Raw genomic sequence first — 22855 nt, forward strand, 5'->3', positions numbered from 1 at the left:
GAGGTACATAATGGCAGATGGTTCAGTTACTATCAAGGTTGATATGGATGGCTCTAATGCTCAATCAGGAGTAAGCAAGCTTAAAGCTCTATTCGGTGGACTTGAAAACGCAGGCTCGAAAGTAGGGTCTGTTTTTAAGTCTGTCTTAGGAGCTAATCTGATTAGTTCTGCCCTTACTACAGGAATTGGGACTATTACAAGTGGTGTCCGTGAAATGGCCTCTGAGCTAAACAGTTCACAGAAAGCTTGGAAAACCTTTGAGGGGAACCTACAGGCCTTTGGGCGATCAGCTGAGGAAATCAAGGCAGCTAAGACTGAAATGCAGGACTTTGCAACCAAAACGATCTACTCAGCCTCTGATATGGCTAGTACTTACTCGCAACTTGACGCAGTTGGGACTAAAAATGTTGGTAGTCTAGTTAAGGCTTTTGGTGGACTTGCAGCCTCTGCTGAAAATCCAGCCCAAGCCATGAAATCATTGTCCACTCAGGCAACACAGATGGCAAGTAAGCCTAAAATTGCCTGGATGGATTTTAAGATTATGATGGAACAAGCTCCAGCTGGTATGGCTGCAGTCGCAAAAGAGATGGGAATGTCTACCGCTGAGCTTGTAAAAGCTGTTCAAGACGGAAAAGTCAAGACAGAGGACTTCTTTGACGCTATGAACCGCGCTGGGAACTCGGACGCTTTCCAAAAAATGGCTACAGAGTTCAAAACGGTTGACCAAGCTATAGACGGTGCCAAGGAAAGCCTCTCTAATAAGCTCATGCCAGCCTTTGAAAAGCTCAATAAGTTTGGTATCAAGGCAGTAAATGCTGTTTCAGACGCTTTGGACAAAATCAATTTTGACAGTATTGCTGAAAAGCTAGGTGCGTTTTTAGAAGGGATAGACATTGAGGGGGTTGTCACTAGAATCAGCTCATCAATCTCTAATGTTGTTTCCAAAATCAAAACGTTTTGGGAGGCATTCTCAAATACAGGAGCAGTTAGTGCTTTTGTCGAGGCTATTAAGAGCATTTCAGGTGCGATTGGTCATGTGTGGGATAGTTTGACAGCATCAGAAGTGTTGACAACCTTAGGAAGTGTACTAGGCAATATTGTCAAGTGGCTTTCTCAGGCTGCAACCGCAGTAGCTAACTTTGTTTCAGGCTTAGATCCAGGGACAATCCAAAGTGTAGCAACGGCGATTATTAGCATTGGCACAGCTTTGATAGGTATCAAGGCGGGAGTCAAGATTGCTCAGGCTCTAAAAACAGCCTTTGATTTTGGTAAGAATCTAGTTAGTTTAGTAAGTAACATTCTAGGATTGACAACAGCCCAACTTGCTAACGCTGGAGCAAGTGCCGCAATGAGCGCAGGGAATACAGCAGTTGGGACAACGGCATCCGCAAGTGCTGGCTCTGTTTTGAGATTGGCCGCTGCAGTTCTTATGATTGGCGCAGGGGTCTTGATAGCTGCCGCTGGTGTTTATGTCCTGGTACAGGCAGCTATACAACTTGCCTCAGCTGGAGCTGGTGCACAGGTTGCAATGCTTGCCATTGTAGCAGGTATTGCCTTGCTTGCTGTGGGAGCAGCTACATTAGGTCCAGCATTGACAGCAGGAGCTGTAGGTATTTTAGCTTTTGGAGCTTCCGTTGCTCTTATTGGTGCTGGTATTGCAGTTGCTGCTCTTGGGATTTCTGTACTTGTTACAGCTATCTCTAACGGAATGACTCAGATCATTAACGCCATATCTGCAAATGCACCACAAATTGTAACAATTATCCAGGCTATTGCTGATGGTATCAGTACAGCTATGAGTGGTATTGCTGGCATTATTGCTTCTATTGGAGGAGTGATCTCTACAGCTTTGCAAGGCATTGCTAATATCTTTACATCAGTTGGGCAAGCAATATCTACTGCCGCTCAAGGAATCGGTAAAGGTATTGAGAGTGCTTTTAATGGTATTTCCAATGTCATCACCTCTGTAGGTAATGCTATCAAGAGTGTATTAGATGGCCTTGCTAATGTATTCAATTCTATTGGTACGGCTGCTCAAAAAGCAGGAAATGGATTTAAGCAGTTAGCTCAAGGGGTGGTAATGATCACAAATACCAACCTTGGGGATATGGCAGCATCTTTAGCCGCTGTTGCTATTGGCGTAGGTAAAATCTCAGGAGCAAGCGCTGGCATGGCTAGCGTTGGTGCAGGTATGCAGGCACTGGGAGCAGGTCTACTCACAATACAAGCCAGCGGAGCCATGGCCGTTGCTGTACTAACAACAATGGCAAGCACCATTCCTACAATTTCAGCCTCTGTAACTACTTTAGCCCCAGCGATGACATTGGCTGGTACTGCTATGAGTGCCTTTGCAACATCAGTAATGACCTCTTTTGTAGGTTTATCAGGGACAACAGCTAGCATTACTATCCTACAAAGTGGGTTAGTTGCTTTGTCAAGTTCAATGTTGATGGCACAGGCTGGAGCCCTAGCTATATCAGCAGGATTTACAGCAATCAGTGGAGTTGTGAGTGCTTTAGTTGGCGTACTTGGTACAATACCAGGTCAGTTTACACTGATTACCACATCAGCAATCATGGCAACTACTGCCATTATGCAGTTAGCTACATCCGCTCCTATGGTTGTCTCGGCCTTTTCTAGTATCTCGGCAGCTGCTAGATCAGCAATGTCTCTACTCAATTCTGTTGTGCAGTCAGCAATGTCTCAAGCTGTAGCAATAATGCGCTCAAGCATGCAACAGATGGTGTCTGTGGTCCTGCAATCGGCAACTCAGATGACTCAAGCCGGTCAACAGGCAGGTCGTGGGGTCTCTAATGGCATTACTAACGGCATCCGCTCAGGAATTGGATCAGCAACGGCTGCAATGTCAGCTATGTTAAGCTCAATCCGTTCTAGGGCAATGTCAGGGGCTGGAGCTATGCGTTATGCAGGGAGCATGATTGGGCAAGGTTTGGCGCAAGGTATGTATTTAGCACTTGGGGCTGTCACAGCTGCTGCTAATGCGCTTGTCGCTCAAGCTGAAAGAGCAGCACAAGCCAAGGCCAAGATCCACAGTCCGTCACGACTATTTAGAGACAATGTAGGTAGATACATTGCTCAAGGTATTGCCGTGGGTATTGAACAGAATAGCTCTGATGTGGTTGATAGTCTGGCATACGTTCAGAAAGAGATGTCAGCGTTCAAATTTAGCGCTGAGGACTTGCTAGGTTTAGGGAAACATACTGTATCTAGTCAGTTTAGACTCAAATCACTCACAGAACGAGCAGAAACAAGCCAAATCGAGGTTATTCGTGACCAGGCTGACAAAGTCCTGGCTAGAGCTCTTGAAGTGGCTGAGGAGGCTGTCAAGCGCCCTGTGAATATGGTACTAGATGACGGTACTCTGGTTGCTAAAATCGGAGACCCAATGACTAACTATCAAAACGATAAGTTAATGATTGATAACATGATGAGAGGGATTATCTAATGAACAATGACACAATCACAATCAATGGATTTGACCTCTCTGAGGTTATTGACATTATCGAAATTATAAGACCAGTAGGTAATGAGCGCCATATCACTACTAATGACGCTCCACTTTTAGGAGTAAATCTGCAAGAGGTAAGGACAGACGCTAAAATCATCAAAGTCAAGTTTGCTATGCAATATGGGAACGGCATGACACTTGAAACGGCTAAGCACAAACTAGCTGGTATTTTTAATACCTCTGAGGCTGTCAAAATTGTCATTTCAGACGAGCCTGACAAGTATTACATGGGTCTAGTATCTGGCTCTGTGGACATGGACAACATTACTAGATGGTTCCAAAAGGGCAGTTTTGACCTGATTATCCCTGACGGAGTAGCTCACAGCTCAACCTATAAGCGTTTTGATAACGGACAAGAGCAACCTGACAAGGTTGTTTTTAATTTGGTCAATAATGGTAACGTCCCAGCTTTTCCTGTGATAACAGTCAAAAACAACGCTGAAAACGGCTATATAGGCCTGGTTAATACTAGCGGAGCTCTTGAGGTTGGCGACCGAAAAGAGGTAGACACAGAAATAGTCAAGCGTTCTGAGGTCTTACTTGACTTTAGAGGCGATAAAATCGCTGATGGTCTTGCAAAAGCAGTAAAAAACAGCTCAGTGACTAATAGTCCAGAGAATTTAAACGGGACATCCGAACTAGTCACAGTGGCCGGTAAGAAACGTGTCAAGCTAAGAGAGCAGTTTAGTGGAACATATAATAAAAGCTATTCAACAGGCTTATCATGGGAAATCCCAGCTGATTCAACAGGTCAAAAAGGATCACTCAATGACTACATCTTTTGCAAACTTGTCTATCAACTAGACTCTGTGGCTCAATGTGGCTTTATTAAAGTGACTGTGACTGACGCAAATAATCAGTTTTTGTACGGTATTGAGACTTATAAGCGATATAACGGTCTATACTGCGGTTTTAATGTTTTTGCAACAAATAACCACAATGACTATAATTTCTTGAAAACTTTAGACTTCGACTCTTCTAGTGACCAAAACAGAAATCCTTTTGCGAAAACAAGGGGGCAGTTTGAAATCATGAGAAACGATGAGAGAGTTCAAGTCTATTATAATGGCTCGCACTATAATTTTTTCGTTCCTGAAATCAGAGGTAAAAAATCAGCTAAAATCCACGTTACGATTGGTGGCTTTCACGGAAAGGCGATTATCCCTCACTTATATCTTGATGAGCTGATGTATCGAAAGGATTTTGTGTCAGTTATCAACGACTTGCCAAACCGTTATCCAATAGGATCAAATGTCATTCTTGACAGCGAAAACAACTCAGTCACAGTAGATGGAATTGAGAAAGCTGTAGATGTCGTTCAGGGTTCAAAATTTTTGAGTATACCACCAGGAAGCAGTCAGCTTGAGGTCTATTGTTCAAGCTGGGTCAAGACCAAACCCACTGTCAAAGTAGAATTTAAAGAAAGGTATCTATAGCAATGTTATTGACAATACATGACTCAAATTTGAGAAAAGTAGCATTTGTGGACAATGAAAAACAAGGAACATTAAACTATTTCAATGATACCTGGACAAGGTATTTAGAGACAGGCTCTAGTACCTTTGATTTTACTGTTTTTAAAAAGGCCATTATCTCTGATATAGGTCGAAAAAGAACCTATAACGCTCTAAATGAAAAGGCTTTTGTATCATTTCAATATAAAGGCAAGACTTATCTACATACTATCCGAAAAGTTGAAGAAAATGAGAAAGTTATCAAGTGTTATAGTATCAACCTAAACCTTGAGCTGATAAATGAGTACGCTAACCCTTACAAGTCCTCTAAAGCTATGAGCTTTAAGGAATTTTGTGAGGAGATGGACTTGCTCAACTATACTTTCTTAAAAATCGGTATCAATGAGGTTTCAGATAAAAAGATTTCTGCCGAGTGGGAGGGTACTGATACCAAACTAAATAGACTATTAAGTCTAGCTAAGAAATTTAGCGCTGAGATTGAATTTGACACACGCCTCAACGATGATAGCTCTATCAAGTCATTTATGGTCAATGTCTACCATGAGCACGACGATAGCTACCAGGGAGTAGGTCAAGTCAGCTCAACAGTTTTAGAGTATGGAAAAAACCTCAAGACAATTACTAGGACGATTGACAAGACTGGAATTTATAACTCAGTCAAACCTACTGGTAAGGACGATCATGGCAACGTGATTGACATTAGTGGTCTTGGATCTTGGTCAGTCAACAATGCCAAAGGCGAGCGTGAATTTTATCAATTAGGTGCTCATCTTGTTGCTCCAATCTCTATGCAGATGTATCCATCTACATTCACACACTCAACAGGTACACTAGACCAGTATATTCGTAAAGATATGACGGTAGAGAGTTCAAATCCTGAGGTTATCCGTTCAACGGCCTACCGTGAGCTCAAGAAAAACTGTTATCCAGCAGTCACTTATGAGGCTGAGGGCTTTGCGGATCTTGAAATAGGAGACACGGTAAAAGTCTATGATGACGGCTTTAGCCCTACTCTTTTACTTGAGATGAGGGTGTCTGAGCAGGTCATCAGCTTTACCAATCCTAGAAACAATAAAACGACTTTTTCAAATGCTAAGGCGCTTGAAAATCGTCTATCTCAAGGCATTCAGCAACAGCTAGACAGGATGATAGAGGACGCTAAACCCTACACTATCAAACTAGCTACAGACAATGGTATAGCCTTTAAAAATGGCCAAGGTCAGACCATTGTGACCCCTACCCTCATAAAAGGTAACAAAGTCATCAATAGCGGATGGCGCTGGGTGGTGGATGGTGTAATCAAAGCTACAAGCTCTAGTTACATTGTCCGCGCCTCTGACATCAATCAAACGATGGTTTTGACAGTCTCGGCGTGGATTGATAACAAAGAGGTAGCGTCTGAGCAGTTGACTCTCATCAATACATTGGATGGGCTACAAGGTCCGAAAGGAGACACTGGACCACAGGGAGCAATAGGTCCTAAAGGCGACAGAGGAGAAAAAGGCGAAAAGGGAGACCGTGGGGAACGTGGGCTACAAGGACTCCAAGGCTTACAAGGTGCCAAAGGTGACCAAGGTATTCCAGGAGTTAGAGGAGCGGACGGTCGTACACAGTACACTCATATAGCTTATGCTGATACTATCTCAGGTAGTGGATTTAGCCAGACTAACGCTGACAAGATTTATATAGGAGTGTACGTTGATTTTAACTCAACTGACAGTGCCAATCCTGCTGACTATCGCTGGACGAGGTGGAGAGGCTCAGATGGCTTAAACGGCAAGGACGGCCCTCAAGGTATTCCAGGTAAACCAGGGACTGATGGTCGGACTCCCTATTTTCATAGGGCTTGGGCTAATTCTGCGGACGGTCGTACTGATTTTAGTACCTCTGATAGTACTAACAAGCGCTATTTAGGTACGCTAACGGATTTCACTGAGGCGGACAGTCAGGATCCTACAAGATACAACTGGACAGCTCTCTTTGATAATGTGAGGGTTGGGGCTCGTAATTTTGCTCTAGGGACATCTCACCCTACTATAGGAAATCAAGGGAAAATCTATACACTATCACAATCAGCTCAGAATTGGTCAACGGCTCAACCACTTTATTTAACGTTTGATTATGTGGCCTCTGAAACTATTAAAGGTTTTAGGGTTAATCGTGTAATTAAGTATAGAAACGGTTCGCCAGAACAGTGGGATTTTACCACTGATGATAAAGCCTTAGGAAGGCAATACATAGATACTACATCTGTTAAAGCTGGCACGTATTCTCAACCTTGGCAGTGGAAACCATACTCAAACGGTAGGACAAGCAATCTAATTGAAGAGATTGCCTTGTATCTAAATTTTGAGAACGGTTCAGATGGAACAGTTATCGTTTCAAATCTAAGAGTCAATACTGGGACAGTTCCTATTGATTGGATACCAGCTCCTGAGGATATTGAGGATAGCCTTAACTCTAAAGCCGACCAAGGGCTAACTCAGGAGCAACTGAACGCTCTCAATGAGAAAGCTGGAATTATCCAGGCTGAGCTCGAGGCCAAGGCTAGCGCTGACACGCTTGATAACTGGATTAAAGCCTATCAGGATTTTCTGAAGTCAAACGAAGAGGCAAGAGTTCAAGCTGAGAAAGATTTGATTTCAGCTAGTCAGCGTGTTTCAAACATTGCCAAAGATTTGGGAGAATTGTCTGACCGCTGGAATTTCATTGATACCTATATGAGTTCCTCAAATGAGGGCTTAGTTATCGGTAAAAATGACGGTTCATCCAGTATGTTATTTAGTCCGAATGGACGGATTTCAATGTTTTCAGCAGGGATTGAGGTTATGTATATCTCTCAAGGGGTTATACATATTGAAAATGGTATCTTTTCTAAAACCGTGCAAATTGGACGGTATCGAGAGGAACAGTACCATCTCAATGCAGACATGAACGTGATTAGATATGTAGGAGGTGCATGATGGCTGAATTTTGGTCAAATAATGATAGGAGCTATTATCTCAGACTGTGGGTAGACCAAGTATCCCAAAATACATCTGATAATAGCAGTCAAGTAAGACTAAGACTTGCTTTGACAAACGGTGCTCATACATTTGCAGATTATGACTGTACTGCCTCTGTAACCGTTGACGGTCAGACTTTGAGCTGGTCAGGTCGTCCATCTATGCTGAGTCAAAATAGCTCAATTATGCTGATTGATAAGACAGTAACAATTAGACATGAAAATGATGGTAAAAAATCGTTTGGGCTGTCTGCTGCATTTAGCGGTGGTGGTGGATGGTCACCAGGAACACTTTCAATCAGTAGGAACTCATTCACGCTCTCAACGATACCACGCTCAAGCTCTGTAAGCGTGAGCGCTGGGGACATTGGTAGTTTAGTAACTATCAACATTAACCGTCAGAGCTCCACTTTCAAGCACACGGTACGCTATTCCTGGGCTGGTAAGAACGGAACGATTGCAAGTAATGTAGACACATCTACAACGTGGACGATCCCTCTTGACTTTGCAAACGACATCCCGAACTCTGCAACAGGTACAGGTACTATCTTTGTCGATACCTATTCAGGCTCTACCAAGACAGGCACACAGTCAACCACATTCACGGCAAGCGTGCCAGCTAATGTCAAGCCTAATTTTACAGGGATATCATTATCAGACTTAAATAGTGCTGCTCAGAACCTTATCCCAAACGGAAACACGTTCATTCAGGTAATCTCTAACATCAAAGTAGCGCTTAATGGTGCAGTTGGTTCTTACGGCTCATCCATCACTGGATACTATGCTGAGATTGTCGGCAAGAACCAATCCACAAGCTCGAACGGTGGAAGTCTAGGTATTATGAATTATCACGGAGCTATCAAAATCAGAGCAAGAGTCTCTGATAGCCGTGGCAGATGGTCAGATACTAGAGAGGTATCTGTAACAGTGCTTGAGTATTTTGCTCCTGCTCTTAGCTTTAGCATTGTAAGAACAGGTTCAACATCTAGCACATTGACGGTCACAAGAAATGCCAAGATTGCACCTCTGACAGTATCAGGGAGTCAAAAGAACTCAATGAGCTTGACTTTCAAAGTTGCAAGACTTGGTACTACTAATTTTCAAGCGGATACAGGACAAGCTACTGGAGCATGGACAAGTATCTCAAGTCTAGTCAATTCACAAGCTAACCTTGCTGGGAACTATCTAGCAAATCAGTCCTGGGTTGTGATCGGCACGCTTGAGGACAAATTCACACGGACTGATTTCATGGTCAATGTGGCCACAGAGAGCGTGGTTTTGTCTTATGACCGCTCTGGCGTGGGCGTCAATAAAATTCGTGAGCAAGGCGCTCTTGATGTTAAGGGTGACATCTACGCTAATAATCAGCCTATCCAACAGTATCAAATCACTGACAATAATGGATGTGGGAAGATCATCAAACAGGATTTTAATTCCATGAAAAATACTGGCTTTTGGTGGATAGACGGAAACTCTCAAAATAATCCATTTGGGGCTTGGGGGATGTTGGAGGTCTTCAGACCTAACCCTAACTCTCAGGAATGTATCCAACGCTTCACAACATCTTTAGGATATATGGCAGTTAGGGAGAATGGTTTTGATAACAACTGGAGGCCATGGCGCTACCTAGTGCAACAATCAAAATCCACTAACAATTCTGATTATGTAGCTCTGCTAAAATCAGAAAGCGATCCGACTTCTTGGCGAAACATAACTCTACAAAATGGGTGGCAACATCATCAGCAGTACAATGATGTACAATATTCAAAGTCGTTCGATGGAGTGGTGTACTTGCGTGGAGTTGGGACGAAAGGAAAGACATCTTACGGGACAGTTATAGCTCAATTACCAACTGGATTTAGACCGTTACATTCAACTTACGTTTTTGCGCTCAACGATGATTTTACAGTCGCGGTTTTATGCATTTTAACATCGGGAGAAATAGTTGTAAGAAAGAACGTTGACGCCACTTGGCTCAATTTCGATAATGTTTCATTCAAAATTTAAAAAGGAGGAAATATGAAACTAGAATATGGTTCAAAATCACAAGAATTTGATGCAAGCGGAGCCACGTCCGCTACAAAGGTCACGTTAGTCAATGCAGACGGTGCTATCGTACCTATCTTGCTACCAGCTGATAAAATCAGCTTGTCAAATACAGAACTCTTTGAGCTGGCACTTGAGGCTCTTTATCAAGAGAATTTCCCAAATCGTGCTGAAAATGAACGTTTTAGCAAGGTAAATCAAGAACTGCAAAAGAACAAAGAGGCAGCGGATAAAGCTGAGCAAGCAGCGGCAGAAACAAAAGAAAATCTTGATACTGTTTCAGCTATCACAGAGGTATTGATTGCTCTTGCTATTTCACAAAGTGGAGGTATGCCTACCAACGCCTATGTCAAGGTAGCAGCATTTGTTAAGCCACTAGTCAAGAGTACACGCTACTCAAATGGAGACATCATTGCCATGCCTTATCCGTTTGAAAACAATGCCAAATGGCCAAGTGGAACCAAGACTATCTTTAAGTTCCAGATGCAGGCTAATGAGGGCTATACATACAAGGACCAGGCTCTTGCTGAGATGCTACAACAAGGCGTGTTGACTGTGGTCATGCCACGCATTGAGTAAGGAGGATTTTATGTCATGGTCTGAAATAATCGAGAAAATGATACATGCGATTACTCAGCTAGCCCCCACAATTGGAGTTGTTGCGACTGGTTGGTTCGGCATGCGAGCCAGTAAAGCAGGTCATCTCAACCAAGAACAGTTCAAGGAGCTGAAGGGGGAATTGAGCACTATCCATGCTATCGGTGAGGAGAACAAGCAAAATATAACTGAAATCAACAACAAGCTGGCTGTGCATGATGAAGCACATCTAGCTACTATGTATCTACGGCTGGAGCGTGATATTACTGTTGCTCTCAAGCGTGGTTATACAAGCGTTCACGAGTCGGATATTATCCACAAAATGCACTCAAGTTACAAAAAACTAGGTGGGAATGGGCGCATCGATGCCCTGTTTAATAAATTTGTAAATTTAGAAATTGCGGAGGAAAATACAAATGCAACAAATTACTGAAATCATCACAAATGGTGCAATCAGCATCCTTGTTATTTTAGCAGGGGTAACAGTTAAGGCAGTCAAGGACTACCTTGTTCAAAAAGGTGGTGAAAAGACAATCAAAATCGTTGAAATCCTTGCTAAAAATGCAGTACATGCCGTTGAGCAGGTAGCTTCAGAAACTGGTTATAAAGGCGAGGAGAAACTTGAGCAAGCTCGTGATAAAGTCCGAGCTGAACTTACAAAATACAACATCAGCATGACTGACAAGGACTTAGATACCTTTGTAGAGTCAGCAGTGAAGAAGATGAACAATGCATGGAAAGGAGAATAAACAAATGAAGAAAAACGACTTATTCATCGACGTATCTAGCCACAATGGATACGATATTACAGGTATTTTGGAGGATATGGGTACACAGAATACCATTATCAAAATCTCAGAAAGCACAAGCTACCTAAATCCGTGCCGACATGCCCAAGTAGAACAATCAAATCCTATCGGGTTCTACCATTTTGCGTGGTTCGGCGGAGACATAGAAGAAGCTGAGCGTGAAGCACGCTACTTCCTTGATAATGTACCTCAAAAAGTAAAATACTTGTGTCTTGATTACGAAGATCACGCTAGCGGAGATAAACAATCAAATACAGATGCTTGTATTCGCTTCATGGAAATCCTCAAAGAAAATGGCTATGAGCCAATTTATTACAGCTACAAACCTTTCACGCTTGATAATATCTATTATGAGCAGATTCTTGCAAAATTCCCAAATAGCCTTTGGATTGCTGGATATGGGCTAAACGATGGTACAGCTGACTTTGACTATTTCCCAAGCATGGACGGTATTCGCTGGTGGCAATACTCTTCAAATCCGTTTGACAAGAATATTGTATTGTTAGATGATGCCGAAGAGGATAATGTAACCAGTAAAAACGCTCTAAAAAGCCTTAATACTGTAGCCAGTGAAGTTATTCAAGGCCTTTGGGGTAATGGGCAAGAACGTTTTAATAACCTATCAAATGCTGGTTACGATGCGCAAGCCGTGCAAGACAAGGTAAATGACCTCTTAAATGCTGGAAACACTAGTAAAGACTTGAATACTTTAGCAAATGAAGTGCTACAAGGCTTGTGGGGAAATGGACAGGAAAGATATGACAATCTCACTAATGCTGGCTACGACGCTCAAGCTGTACAGGATAGAGTTAACAGTATTTTAAGCGGTGATGATTCAGATACAAGCGACTACGATGTTGACGAAATCGCAAACCAAGTCCTTCAAGGTCTTTGGGGTAACGGTCAAGAGCGTTATGATAGCTTAACAAGAGCGGGATATGACGCACAAGCTGTTCAAGACAGAGTGAATAGTCTTTTAAATGATGAAAACGCTAATTCAGATCTTGATACCGTAGCAAACGAGGTTATCCAAGGCCTATGGGGTAACGGTCAAGAGCGTTTCGAAAACTTAACAAACGCTGGTTACGATGCACAAGCTGTTCAAAATCGAGTTAATGAATTGCTTTCTTGACGAACTGACTAAAAAAACCTGTATAAAATCAAAAATAGATTACACTAACCGCAGGCTCAGGCTTGCGGTTTTTTTGTTTGCTTAAAAATTGACTTGTTGAAGTCAACAATTAGCTTTATAAAGCCCTTGGTTGCCAGTTTTGTTGACGTTAACAAAATTGCTCTGAAAGTACTTTCTGAATTAAAAAAAGTAATGATTTTTTCACTACTTTTTTATTTTTTTACGAATAGATAAGTAAGGAGGATGAACAAATGAAAATCTTAAATATTGAACTAACAAGCATTGATAAAACTGACTTAGGTTTTGAACATTGGGTAGATGTGACTTACCAGGTGCCAATTTTAAAAAATGAGTATACAGTCAAGCTATTACTTCTTATGGAATGCAAGATAGAGGACCAAGAGGTTATCGAGTACCTGGTATCGACTTGGAAGTATCGGGATCTCGTGCTGCATTCTGTAAAGATGTATGAAATGGAAAAAAATCAATAATTTTACTGTCCTTTATTGAGATGTTGGTGGTCTTGCTCATCATCAGCGTTCTTCTCTTGCTCTTTGTACCTAATCTGACCAAGCAAAAAGAAGCAGTAAACGACAAAGGAAAAGCTGCTGTTGTTAAGGTAGTGGAAAGCCAGGCAGAGCTTTATAGCTTAGATAAGAATGAAGATGCTAGCCTAAGTAAGTTACAAGCAGATGGGCGAATCACAGAAGAACAGGCTAAGGCTTATAAAGAATACCATGATAAAAACGGAGGAGCCAATCGTAAAGTCAATGATTAAGGCCTTTACCATGTTTGAAAGTCTCTTAGTTTTGGGACTTGTGAGTATCCTTGCCTTGGGCTTGTCCGGCTCTGTTCAGTCCACTTTTGCGGCGGTAGAGGAGCAGATTTTCTTTATGGAGTTTGAAGAACTCTACCGGGAAACCCAAAAACGCAGTGTAGCCAGTCAGCAAAAGACTAGTCTAAACTTAGATGGGCAGACGATCAGTAATGGCAGTCAAAAGTTGACAGTTCCTAAAGGAATTCAGGCACCATCAGGCCAAAGTATTACATTTGACCGAGCTGGGGGCAATTCGTCCCTAGCTAAGGTTGAATTTCAGACCAGTAAAGGAGCGATTCGTTATCAATTATATCTAGGAAATGGAAAAATTAAACGCATTAAGGAAACAAAAAATTAGGGCAGTGATTTTACTGGAAGCCGTAGTCGCTCTAGCTATCTTTGCCAGCATTGCGACCCTCCTTTTGGGCCAAATTCAGAAAAATAGGCAAGAAGAAGCAAAAATCTTGCAGAAAGAAGAAGTTGTGCGTGTAGCTAAGATGGCCTTGCAGACAGGTCAAAATCAGGTAAAGATCAACGGAGTTGAGATTCAGGTGTTTTCTAGTGAAAAAGGATTGGAGGTCTACCATGGTTCAGAACAGTTGTTGGCTATCAAAGAGCCATAAAATCAAGGCTTTCACCTTGTTAGAATCCCTGATTGCCCTCATTGTCATCAGTGGAAGTTTGCTCCTCTTTCAAGCCATGAGTCAGCTCCTCATTTCAGAAGTTCGCTACCAGCAACAAAGCGAGCAAAAAGAGTGGCTCTTGTTTGTGGATCAGCTAGAGGCAGAATTAGACCGTTCGCAGTTTGAAAAAGTAGAAGGCAATCGTATCTATATGAAGCAGGATGGTAAGGATATCTCTATTGGAAAGTCTAAATCGGACGATTTTCGAAAAACCGATGCCAGTGGACGAGGTTATCAGCCTATGGTTTATGGACTCAAATCAGCTCAGATTACAGAGGAAAATCAAGTGGTTCGTTTTCGTTTCCAGTTTCAAAAAGGCTTAGAAAGGGAGTTCATCTATCGTGTGGAAAAAGCAAAAAGTTAAGGCAGGTGTTCTTCTCTATGCAGTCACCATGGCAGCCATTTTCAGCCTTTTGTTACAATTTTACTTGAACCGACAAGTCGCCCACTATCAAGACTATGCTTTGAATAAAGAAAAGTTAATTGCTTTTGCTATGGCTAAGCGAATCAAGGATAAAGCTGAGAAAGAAAGTGGGGAACAGGTCTTTAACCTAGGTCAGGTAAGCTATCAAAATAAGAAAACAAACTTGGTGACGACTGTTCGTACGCCTAAGAGCCAATATGAGTTCCTATTTCCTTCGGTCAAAATCAAAGAAGAGAAAACAGAGAAAAAGGAAGAGGTAGCGACTGATTCAAGTAATCAAGCGGAGAAGAAAAAATCAGAAGAGAAGTCTGAAAAGAAAGAGAATTTCTAGCCAATCAAGCTACTTTGTGCTAAACTAAAAATATGAAACATGATTTTAACCACAAAGCAGAAACTTTCGATTCCCCTAAAAACATTTTCCTCGCAAACTTGGTATGTCAAGCAGTAGAGAAACAGCTTGATCTTCTATCAGACAAAGAAATTTTGGATTTCGGTGGAGGGACGGGTCTGTTAACCTTGCCCCTAGCCAAGCAGGCCAAGTCTGTAACATTGGTGGATATTTCGGAGAAAATGCTGGAGCAAGCTCGTTTGAAAGCGGAACAGCAAGACATCAAGAATATCCAGTTTTTGGAACAAGATTTATTGAAAAGTCCCTTGAAGCAAGAGTTTGATCTCATTGTTATTTGTCGGGTTCTTCATCATATGCCTGATGTGGATGCAGCTCTCTCACTGTTTCATCAACATTTGAGGAAAGATGGACAACTCCTCATTGCTGATTTTACCAAGGCGGAAGCTAACCATCACGGCTTTGAATTGACTGAACTGGAAAAACAGCTAATTGAGAACGGTTTTTCATCTGTGCATAGTCAGATCCTCTATAGCTCTGAAGACTTGTTTCAAGGAAATTACTCAGAACTCTTTTTAACAGTAACTCAAAAATCACTCGCCTAGTCAGGGAGTGATTTTTCTATAAGGATGGAAAAAAGAAGGGAAATTTGATAAGATAGGAATATGGATTTTGAAAAAATTGAACAAGCTTATACGTATTTACTAGAGAATGTCCAAGTCATCCAAAGTGATTTGGCGACCAACTTTTATGACGCTTTGGTGGAGCAAAACAGCATCTATCTGGATGGTGAAACTGAGCTAGAGCGGGTCAAAGAGAACAATCAAGCCCTTAAGCGTTTAGCACTACGTAAGGAAGAATGGCTTAAAACCTACCAGTTTCTCTTGATGAAGGCTGGGCAAACAGAACCTTTACAGGCTAATCACCAGTTCACACCGGATGCCATTGCTTTACTTTTGGTGTTTATTGTGGAAGAGCTGTTTAAAGAGGAGGAAATTACTATCCTCGAAATGGGTTCTGGGATGGGAATTCTAGGCGCTACTTTCTTGACCTCGCTTGATAAAAAGGTGGATTACTTGGGAATGGAAGTGGATGATTTGCTGATTGATTTGGCAGCTAGCATGGCAGATGTAATTGGTTTGCAGGCTGGTTTTGTCCAAGGAGATGCCGTTCGTCCACAAATGCTCAAAGAAAGTGACGTGGTCATCAGCGACTTACCTGTCGGATATTATCCTGATGATGCCGTTGCGTCGCGCCATCAAGTTGCTTCTAGTCAAGAACATACTTACGCCCATCACTTGCTCATGGAACAAGGACTTAAGTATCTCAAGTCAGATGGATATGCTATTTTTCTAGCTCCGAGTGATCTGTTGACCAGTCCTCAAAGTGATTTGTTGAAAGGCTGGTTGAAAGAAGAGGCCAGTCTGGTTGCCATGATTAGTCTGCCTGAAAATCTCTTTGCTAGTGCTAAACAATCTAAGACTATTTTTATCCTACAGAAGAAAAGTGAAATAGCAGTAGAGCCTTTTGTTTATCCACTTGCTAGCTTGCAAGATGCAAGTGTTTTAATGAAATTTAAAGAAAATTTTCAAAAATGGACTCAAGGTACTGAAATATAAAATAGATTTTGTTATAATAGATGAAAACGCTTAAAAGGGGTATCATGTTATGACAAAAACAATTGCAATCAATGCAGGAAGTTCAAGTTTAAAATGGCAATTATATTTAATGCCAGAAGAAAAAGTATTGGCGAAAGGTTTGATTGAACGTATCGGTTTGAAAGATTCAATTTCAACTGTAAAATTTGACGGCCGTTCTGAACAACAAATTTTGGATATCGAAAACCATACACAAGCCGTTAAAATTTTATTGGATGACTTGATTCGTTTCGATATTATCAAGGCTTATGATGAGATTACAGGTGTTGGACATCGTGTTGTGGCAGGTGGAGAATATTTCAAAGAATCAACAGTTGTTGAAGGTGATGTATTAGAAAAAGTTGAAGAGTTGAGCTTGTTGGCTCCTCTCCACAATCCAGCCAATGCAGCAGGTGTTCGTGCCTTCAAGGAATTGTTGCCAGACATTACCAGTGTAGTTGTTTTTGATACTTCATTCCACACAAGTATGCCAGAGAAAGCTTATCGCTACCCTCTACCAACAAAATATTACACAGAAAACAAGGTTCGTAAATACGGTGCCCACGGTACAAGCCACCAGTTTGTAGCAGGAGAAGCTGCAAAACTCTTGGGACGTCCATTAGAAGACTTGAAATTGATTACTTGCCACATCGGTAATGGTGCATCTATTACAGCTGTTAAAGGTGGCCAATCTGTCGATACTTCAATGGGCTTCACTCCACTTGGTGGTGTGATGATGGGAACTCGTACAGGGGATGTTGACCCAGCTATCATTCCTTACTTAATGCAATATACAGAGGACTTTAACACACCTGAAGACATTAGCCGCGTCCTTAATCGTGAATCAGGGCTTATGGGTGTTTCAGGTAAATCTAGTGATATGCGTGATGTAATTGCTGCTATGGAAGAAGGGGACCACGATGCCACTTTGGCCTATGAAATGTATGTTGATCGCATTCAAAAACATATCGGTCAATACCTTGCAGTCCTAAATGGAGCAGATGCCATTATCTTCACAGCAGGTATCGGAGAAAATGCAGCTGCTGTACGTAAGGATGTTATCTCAGGAATTTCTTGGTTTGGTTGTGATGTTGATGATGAAAAGAACGTCTTCGGTGTGACAGGAGACATCTCAACAGAGGCAGCGAAAATTCGTGTTTTGGTTATTCCAACAGATGAAGAATTAGTCATTGCTCGTGATGTTGAACGCTTGAAAAAATAACTAAAATCAGAAAAAATATTCCGTACAAGGAGTTGGAAAAGAGATTTTTCCAGCTTCTTTTTCTGATGGAAATGTCCAAAACCTTGCTATGATTGGCTTTTTTGAAAAATATGGTATAATAGTAGTAATTTAATAGATGGAGTTGAGTTTTGAAGAAAAACTTTCGTGTAAAAAGAGAGAAAGATTTTAAGGCGATTTTCAAGGAGGGGACAAGTTTTGCCAATCGCAAATTTGTTGTCTACCAACTAGAAAACCAGAAAAACCATTTTCGAGTAGGTCTATCAGTTAGCAAAAAACTGGGGAATGCCGTCACTAGAAATCAAATTAAGCGACGGATTCGGCATATTATCCAGAATGCCAAAGGGAGTCTGGTAGAAGATGTCGACTTTGTTGTCATTGCTCGAAAAGGAGTCGAAACCTTGGGATACGCAGAGATGGAGAAAAATCTACTCCACGTATTAAAATTATCAAAGATTTACCAGGAAGGAAATGGGAGTGAAAAAGAAACTACAGTTGACTAGTTTGCTAGGACTGTCCCTATTGATCATGACAGCCTGTGCAACAAATGGGGCAACTAGCGATATTACAGCCGATTCGACTGATTTTTGGAGTAAATTTGTTTACTTCTTTGCTGAAATCATTCGCTTTTTATCATTTGATATCAGTATCGGAGTGGGGATTATCCTCTTTACGGTCTTGATTCGTACACTGCTTTTGCCAGTCTTTCAAGTGCAAATGGTGGCTTCCAGAAAAATGCAGGAAGCTCAACCACGTATTAAGGCGCTTCGAGAACAATATCCAGGTCGAGATATGGAAAGCAGAACTAAGCTAGAGCAAGAAATGCGTAAAGTCTTTAAAGAAATGGGTGTCAGACAGTCAGATTCTCTTTGGCCGATTTTGATTCAGATGCCGGTTATCTTGGCCTTGTTCCAAGCTCTATCAAGAGTTGACTTTTTAAAGACAGGTCATTTCTTATGGATTAACCTTGGTGGTGTGGATACAACCCTTGTTCTTCCGATTTTAGCAGCTGTATTTACCTTTTTAAGTACTTGGTTGTCCAACAAAGCCTTGTCTGAGCGTAATGGCGCTACGACTGCGATGATGTATGGGATTCCGGTATTGATTTTTATCTTTGCAGTTTATGCGCCAGGTGGAGTCGCCCTCTACTGGACAGTGTCCAATGCTTATCAAGTCTTGCAAACCTATTTCTTGAACAATCCATTCAAGATTATTGCAGAGCGTGAGGCTGTAGCTCAGGCACAGAAAGATCTGGAAAATAGAAAAAGAAAAGCCAAGAAAAAGGCTCAGAAAACGAAATAATAAGGAGGAATCTGGTAATGGTAGTATTTACAGGTTCAACTGTTGAAGAAGCAATCCAGAAAGGATTGAAAGAATTAGATATCCCAAGATTGAAGGCTCACATCAAAGTCATTTCTCGTGAAAAAAATGGCTTTCTTGGTTTATTTGGTAAAAAACCAGCTCAAGTCGATATTGAAGCTATTAGTGAAACAACGGTCATTAAAGCTAATCAGCAGGCTGTAAAGGGTGTTCCTAAAGAAATTAACGAACAAAATGAACCAGTCAAAACAGTCAGTCAAGCGACTGTTGATTTAGGGCATGTTGTAGAAGCAATTAAAAAGATTGAAGAAGAAGGCCAAGGGGTTTCTGATGAAGTTAAGGCTGAAATTTTGAAAAATGAAAAACATGCTAACACCATTTTAGAAGAAACTGGGCATATTGAGATTTTAAATGAATTACAGCTTGAAGAAGCTGGTTTCGGGGAAGAAGTAGAAACTCCTATTGTTGAGAGTCGAGCTGAACAAACTGAAAGTCAAGAATTAGAAGATTTGGGCTTAAAAGTGGAACCGAGCTTTGACATTGAACAAGTAGCTACGGAAGTAACGACTTATGTCCAAACAATCATTGATGATATGGATGTTGAGGCGACGATTTCAAATGATTATAACCGTCGTAGCATCAATTTACAAATTGATACCAATGAGCCAGGTCGTATTATCGGTTACCATGGCAAAGTTTTGAAGGCCTTACAACTATTGGCTCAAAATTATCTTTACAACCGCTATGCAAGAACCTTCTACATTACTATTAATGTCAATGATTATGTTGAGCATCGTGCAGAAGTCTTGCAGACCTATGCTCAAAAATTGGCGACTCGTGTTTTAGAAGAAGGACGTAGTCATCAAACAGATCCTATGTCAAATAGTGAACGCAAGATTATTCATCGTATTATTTCACGTATGGATGGCGTGACGAGTTACTCTGAGGGTGATGAGCCAAATCGCTATGTCGTTGTAGATACAGAATAAACAAAATCAGGGTTATCCTGATTTTTTGCTAGATGGAGGAGATTAAATTAATGTTGAATAAGATAAGAGACTATTTAGACTTTGCTGGTTTGCAGTATCGTAATCCGGATAAGTCTGGAGATGAGCGAGAGAAGATGTTGGAATTGCGCCACAAAGGTCAAGAGGCACGAAAGGCTTTTACAGAACTGGCTAAAGCCTTTCAAGCAAGCCATCCAGAATGGCAACTCCAACAGACTAGCCAGTGGATGAATCAGGCGCAACGTTTACGACCACATTTTTGGGTTTATATACAGAGAGACGGACAAATGACAGAGCCAATGCTGGCCTTACGTTTGTACGGGACATCTACTGATTTTGGAATTTCTTTAGAAGTCAGTTTCATCGAGCGCAAGAAAGATGACCAAACTCTAGGCAAGCAAGCCAAAGTTTTAGAAATTCCAACCGTTGAAGGGATTTATTATCTAGTATACTCTGATGGTCAAAGTCAACGGTGGGAGGCTAGTGAGGAGAACCGTCAAATTTTAAGAAATAAACTATGCAATCAGGAAGTCCGAAAAGTTTTAGTTAAAGCAGATGTTTCTTTTATTGAAAATCAATCATTAGAAGTGATTTTAGAAAAATTAGAAGAAGCTTACGAACGCTTACTTCCCTATTATCAGGCGACAAGAGAGTAGAAAATAGGAGACTTATATCGCGTCGAATTGTTTAATTGCTATTCTATGTATTTTTTCATATAATAGTAAAATAGAATGTGTGATTCAATAATCACCTCAAATAGAAAGGAAATTCTATGTCAAATCTATCTGTTAATGCAATTCGTTTCCTAGGTATTGACGCTATCAACAAAGCCAACTCAGGTCACCCAGGTGTGGTTATGGGAGCAGCTCCGATGGCATACAGCCTCTTTACAAAACAGCTTCGTATCAATCCAGCTCAACCAAACTGGATTAACCGCGACCGCTTCATTCTTTCAGCAGGTCATGGTTCAATGCTTCTTTATGCCCTTCTTCACCTTTCTGGTTTTGAAGATGTCAGCATGGATGAAATCAAGAGCTTCCGTCAATGGGGTTCAAAAACACCAGGTCACCCAGAATTTGGCCATACGGCAGGGATTGATGCTACGACAGGTCCTCTAGGTCAAGGGATTTCAACTGCTACTGGTTTTGCCCAGGCAGAACGTTTCTTGGCAGCCAAATATAACCGCGAAGGCTACAATATCTTTGACCACTATACTTATGTTATCTGTGGAGACGGAGACTTGATGGAAGGTGTCTCAAGTGAGGCGGCTTCATACGCAGGTTTGCAAAAACTAGATAAGTTGGTTGTCCTTTATGATTCAAATGACATCAACTTGGATGGTGAGACAAAGGATTCCTTTACAGAAAGTGTTCGTGACCGTTACAATGCCTACGGTTGGCATACTGCCTTGGTTGAAGATGGAACAGACTTAGAAGCAATCCATGCTGCTATCGAAACAGCTAAAGCTTCAGGCAAACCATCTTTGATTGAAGTGAAGACTGTTATTGGATACGGTTCTCCAAACAAACAAGGAACTAATGCTGTGCACGGTGCTCCTCTTGGAGCAGATGAAACTGCAGCAACTCGCCAAGCACTTGGTTGGGACTACGAGCCGTTTGAAATCCCAGAACAAGTTTATGCTGATTTCAAAGAACATGTTGCAGATCGTGGTGCATCAGCTTATCAAACTTGGACTAAATTAGTTGCTGACTATAAAGAAGCTCACCCAGAATTGGCTGCAGAAGTAGAAGCTATCATCGATGGACGTGATCCAGTTGAAGTGACTCCAGCAGACTTCCCAGCCTTAGAAAATGGCTTCTCTCAAGCAACTCGCAACTCGAGTCAGGATGCTTTGAACGTTGTGGCAGCTAAGTTACCAACCTTCCTAGGTGGATCAGCTGACCTAGCTCACTCAAACATGACTTATATCAAGACTGACGGACTTCAAGACGACGCTAATCGCTTGAACCGCAACATTCAGTTTGGTGTTCGTGAATTTGCCATGGGAACTATCTTGAACGGGATGGCTCTTCACGGTGGACTTCGTGTATACGGTGGTACTTTCTTCGTCTTCTCTGACTATGTCAAGGCAGCTGTTCGCTTGTCAGCCTTACAAGGACTTCCTGTGACTTATGTCTTTACCCACGATTCAATCGCAGTCGGGGAAGACGGTCCAACGCACGAACCAGTTGAGCACTTAGCAGGTCTTCGTGCCATGCCAAATCTAAATGTTTTCCGTCCAGCAGATGCGCGTGAAACGCAAGCAGCTTGGTACCTTGCAGTGACAAGTGAGAAAACACCAACCGCCCTTGTCTTGACCCGTCAAAACTTGACTGTTGAAGAAGGAACAGACTTTGATAAAGTTGCTAAAGGCGCCTATGTTGTCTATGAAACTGCAACAGACTTTGATACAATCTTGATTGCGACAGGTTCAGAGGTCAATCTTGCTGTCGCAGCTGCCAAAGAATTGGCTAGTCAAGGCGCAAAAGTCCGCGTAGTCAGCATGCCATCTACAGATGTCTTTGATAAACAAGATGCAGCTTACAAGGAAGAAATTCTTCCAAATGCAGTTCGTCGTCGTGTTGCAGTCGAAATGGGTGCGACTCAAAACTGGTACAAATATGTTGGTCTCGATGGTGCTGTTCTCGGTATTGATACCTTCGGAGCCTCTGCCCCAGCACCAAAAGTATTGGCAGAATATGGCTTTACTGTAGAAAATCTTGTAAAAGTCGTTCAAAACTTGAAATAATTCTAAAAATCAGGGCGCAAGCTCTGGTTTTTTCTTACTA

Annotated in this window: 22 protein-coding genes; all 22 read left to right on the forward strand. The window is 41.7% G+C overall.

Annotation, left to right across the window (positions count from 1 at the left end; genetic code table 11):
* The first annotated feature begins 10 nt into the window (after window positions 1-10).
* The 22 genes from B7696_RS03930 (at window position 11) to tkt (ending at window position 22815) form a co-directional block, all read left to right on the forward strand.
* A complete protein-coding gene (locus B7696_RS03930; RefSeq protein ID WP_084862274.1) occupies window positions 11-3466 on the forward strand; it encodes a tape measure protein in 3456 nt (1151 codons plus the stop codon).
* Window positions 3466-4965: a distal tail protein Dit gene (locus B7696_RS03935; RefSeq protein ID WP_084862276.1), complete on the forward strand. Its 1500-nt coding sequence runs from the start codon at window positions 3466-3468 to the stop codon at window positions 4963-4965. The genes B7696_RS03930 and B7696_RS03935 overlap by 1 nt, the downstream gene beginning before the upstream one ends.
* Before the next feature lie 2 nt (window positions 4966-4967).
* Window positions 4968-7967 carry a phage tail spike protein gene (locus tag B7696_RS03940; RefSeq protein ID WP_084862278.1) on the forward strand — a complete coding sequence of 1000 codons (3000 nt, stop codon included), beginning with the start codon at window positions 4968-4970 and terminating at the stop codon, window positions 7965-7967.
* On the forward strand, window positions 7967-10015 hold the full coding sequence (locus B7696_RS03945; RefSeq protein WP_084862280.1) for a DUF859 domain-containing protein: 2049 nt from the start codon (window positions 7967-7969) through the stop codon (window positions 10013-10015). Before B7696_RS03940 ends, B7696_RS03945 begins: the two co-directional genes overlap by 1 nt.
* Before the next feature lie 12 nt (window positions 10016-10027).
* A complete protein-coding gene (locus B7696_RS03950; protein WP_084862282.1) occupies window positions 10028-10633 on the forward strand; it encodes a DUF1366 domain-containing protein in 606 nt (201 codons plus the stop codon).
* Window positions 10634-10670: 37 nt separating this feature from the next.
* Window positions 10671-11084 (forward strand): hypothetical protein, encoded by a 414-nt coding sequence (locus B7696_RS03955; RefSeq protein ID WP_239822189.1) that lies wholly within the window; start codon window positions 10671-10673, stop codon window positions 11082-11084.
* Complete coding sequence (locus B7696_RS03960) at window positions 11068-11400, forward strand: phage holin (RefSeq protein ID WP_084862286.1); 333 nt, start codon at window positions 11068-11070, stop codon at window positions 11398-11400. The genes B7696_RS03955 and B7696_RS03960 overlap by 17 nt, the downstream gene beginning before the upstream one ends.
* 4 nt (window positions 11401-11404) lie before the next feature.
* Window positions 11405-12592: a GH25 family lysozyme gene (locus B7696_RS03965; protein WP_239822190.1), complete on the forward strand. Its 1188-nt coding sequence runs from the start codon at window positions 11405-11407 to the stop codon at window positions 12590-12592.
* A gap of 251 nt (window positions 12593-12843) precedes the next feature.
* Entirely contained in the window at window positions 12844-13083 is a 240-nt protein-coding gene (locus B7696_RS03970; RefSeq protein WP_084862288.1) for a DUF7720 family protein, read from the forward strand.
* A 20-nt stretch (window positions 13084-13103) separates the two neighbouring features.
* Complete coding sequence (gene comGC, locus B7696_RS03975; RefSeq protein WP_083279184.1) at window positions 13104-13370, forward strand: competence type IV pilus major pilin ComGC; 267 nt, start codon at window positions 13104-13106, stop codon at window positions 13368-13370.
* The gene (comGD, locus tag B7696_RS03980; RefSeq protein ID WP_265465551.1) at window positions 13363-13767 is read left to right on the forward strand and encodes a competence type IV pilus minor pilin ComGD; all 405 of its coding nucleotides are present in this window, start codon (window positions 13363-13365) and stop codon (window positions 13765-13767) included. Before comGC ends, comGD begins: the two co-directional genes overlap by 8 nt.
* Window positions 13730-14032, forward strand: coding sequence for a competence type IV pilus minor pilin ComGE (comGE, locus tag B7696_RS03985; protein ID WP_049486616.1), 303 nt, complete (start codon window positions 13730-13732; stop codon window positions 14030-14032). Before comGD ends, comGE begins: the two co-directional genes overlap by 38 nt.
* A complete protein-coding gene (comGF, locus tag B7696_RS03990) occupies window positions 13995-14456 on the forward strand; it encodes a competence type IV pilus minor pilin ComGF (protein WP_084862292.1) in 462 nt (153 codons plus the stop codon). Before comGE ends, comGF begins: the two co-directional genes overlap by 38 nt.
* Complete coding sequence (gene comGG, locus B7696_RS03995; protein ID WP_084862294.1) at window positions 14434-14847, forward strand: competence type IV pilus minor pilin ComGG; 414 nt, start codon at window positions 14434-14436, stop codon at window positions 14845-14847. The genes comGF and comGG overlap by 23 nt, the downstream gene beginning before the upstream one ends.
* Before the next feature lie 32 nt (window positions 14848-14879).
* Entirely contained in the window at window positions 14880-15467 is a 588-nt protein-coding gene (locus tag B7696_RS04000) for a class I SAM-dependent methyltransferase (RefSeq protein WP_142358827.1), read from the forward strand.
* Between the two features lie 60 nt (window positions 15468-15527).
* Window positions 15528-16481 (forward strand): class I SAM-dependent methyltransferase, encoded by a 954-nt coding sequence (locus B7696_RS04005; RefSeq protein WP_084862296.1) that lies wholly within the window; start codon window positions 15528-15530, stop codon window positions 16479-16481.
* A gap of 49 nt (window positions 16482-16530) precedes the next feature.
* A complete protein-coding gene (locus B7696_RS04010) occupies window positions 16531-17721 on the forward strand; it encodes an acetate kinase (protein WP_084862298.1) in 1191 nt (396 codons plus the stop codon).
* A gap of 149 nt (window positions 17722-17870) precedes the next feature.
* Window positions 17871-18242 carry a ribonuclease P protein component gene (gene rnpA, locus B7696_RS04015; RefSeq protein WP_000739245.1) on the forward strand — a complete coding sequence of 124 codons (372 nt, stop codon included), beginning with the start codon at window positions 17871-17873 and terminating at the stop codon, window positions 18240-18242.
* Window positions 18217-19041 carry a membrane protein insertase YidC gene (locus tag B7696_RS04020; RefSeq protein WP_205008205.1) on the forward strand — a complete coding sequence of 275 codons (825 nt, stop codon included), beginning with the start codon at window positions 18217-18219 and terminating at the stop codon, window positions 19039-19041. Before rnpA ends, B7696_RS04020 begins: the two co-directional genes overlap by 26 nt.
* A gap of 17 nt (window positions 19042-19058) precedes the next feature.
* Complete coding sequence (jag, locus tag B7696_RS04025; RefSeq protein ID WP_000260003.1) at window positions 19059-20048, forward strand: RNA-binding cell elongation regulator Jag/EloR; 990 nt, start codon at window positions 19059-19061, stop codon at window positions 20046-20048.
* 50 nt (window positions 20049-20098) lie between these two features.
* Complete coding sequence (locus B7696_RS04030; RefSeq protein ID WP_084862302.1) at window positions 20099-20722, forward strand: ribonuclease P; 624 nt, start codon at window positions 20099-20101, stop codon at window positions 20720-20722.
* A gap of 116 nt (window positions 20723-20838) precedes the next feature.
* Window positions 20839-22815, forward strand: coding sequence for a transketolase (gene tkt, locus B7696_RS04035; RefSeq protein ID WP_084862304.1), 1977 nt, complete (start codon window positions 20839-20841; stop codon window positions 22813-22815).
* Window positions 22816-22855: the final 40 nt, after the last annotated feature.

It is taken from the genome of Streptococcus mitis, assembly GCF_002096815.1.
Classification (GTDB): domain Bacteria; phylum Bacillota; class Bacilli; order Lactobacillales; family Streptococcaceae; genus Streptococcus; species Streptococcus mitis_AD.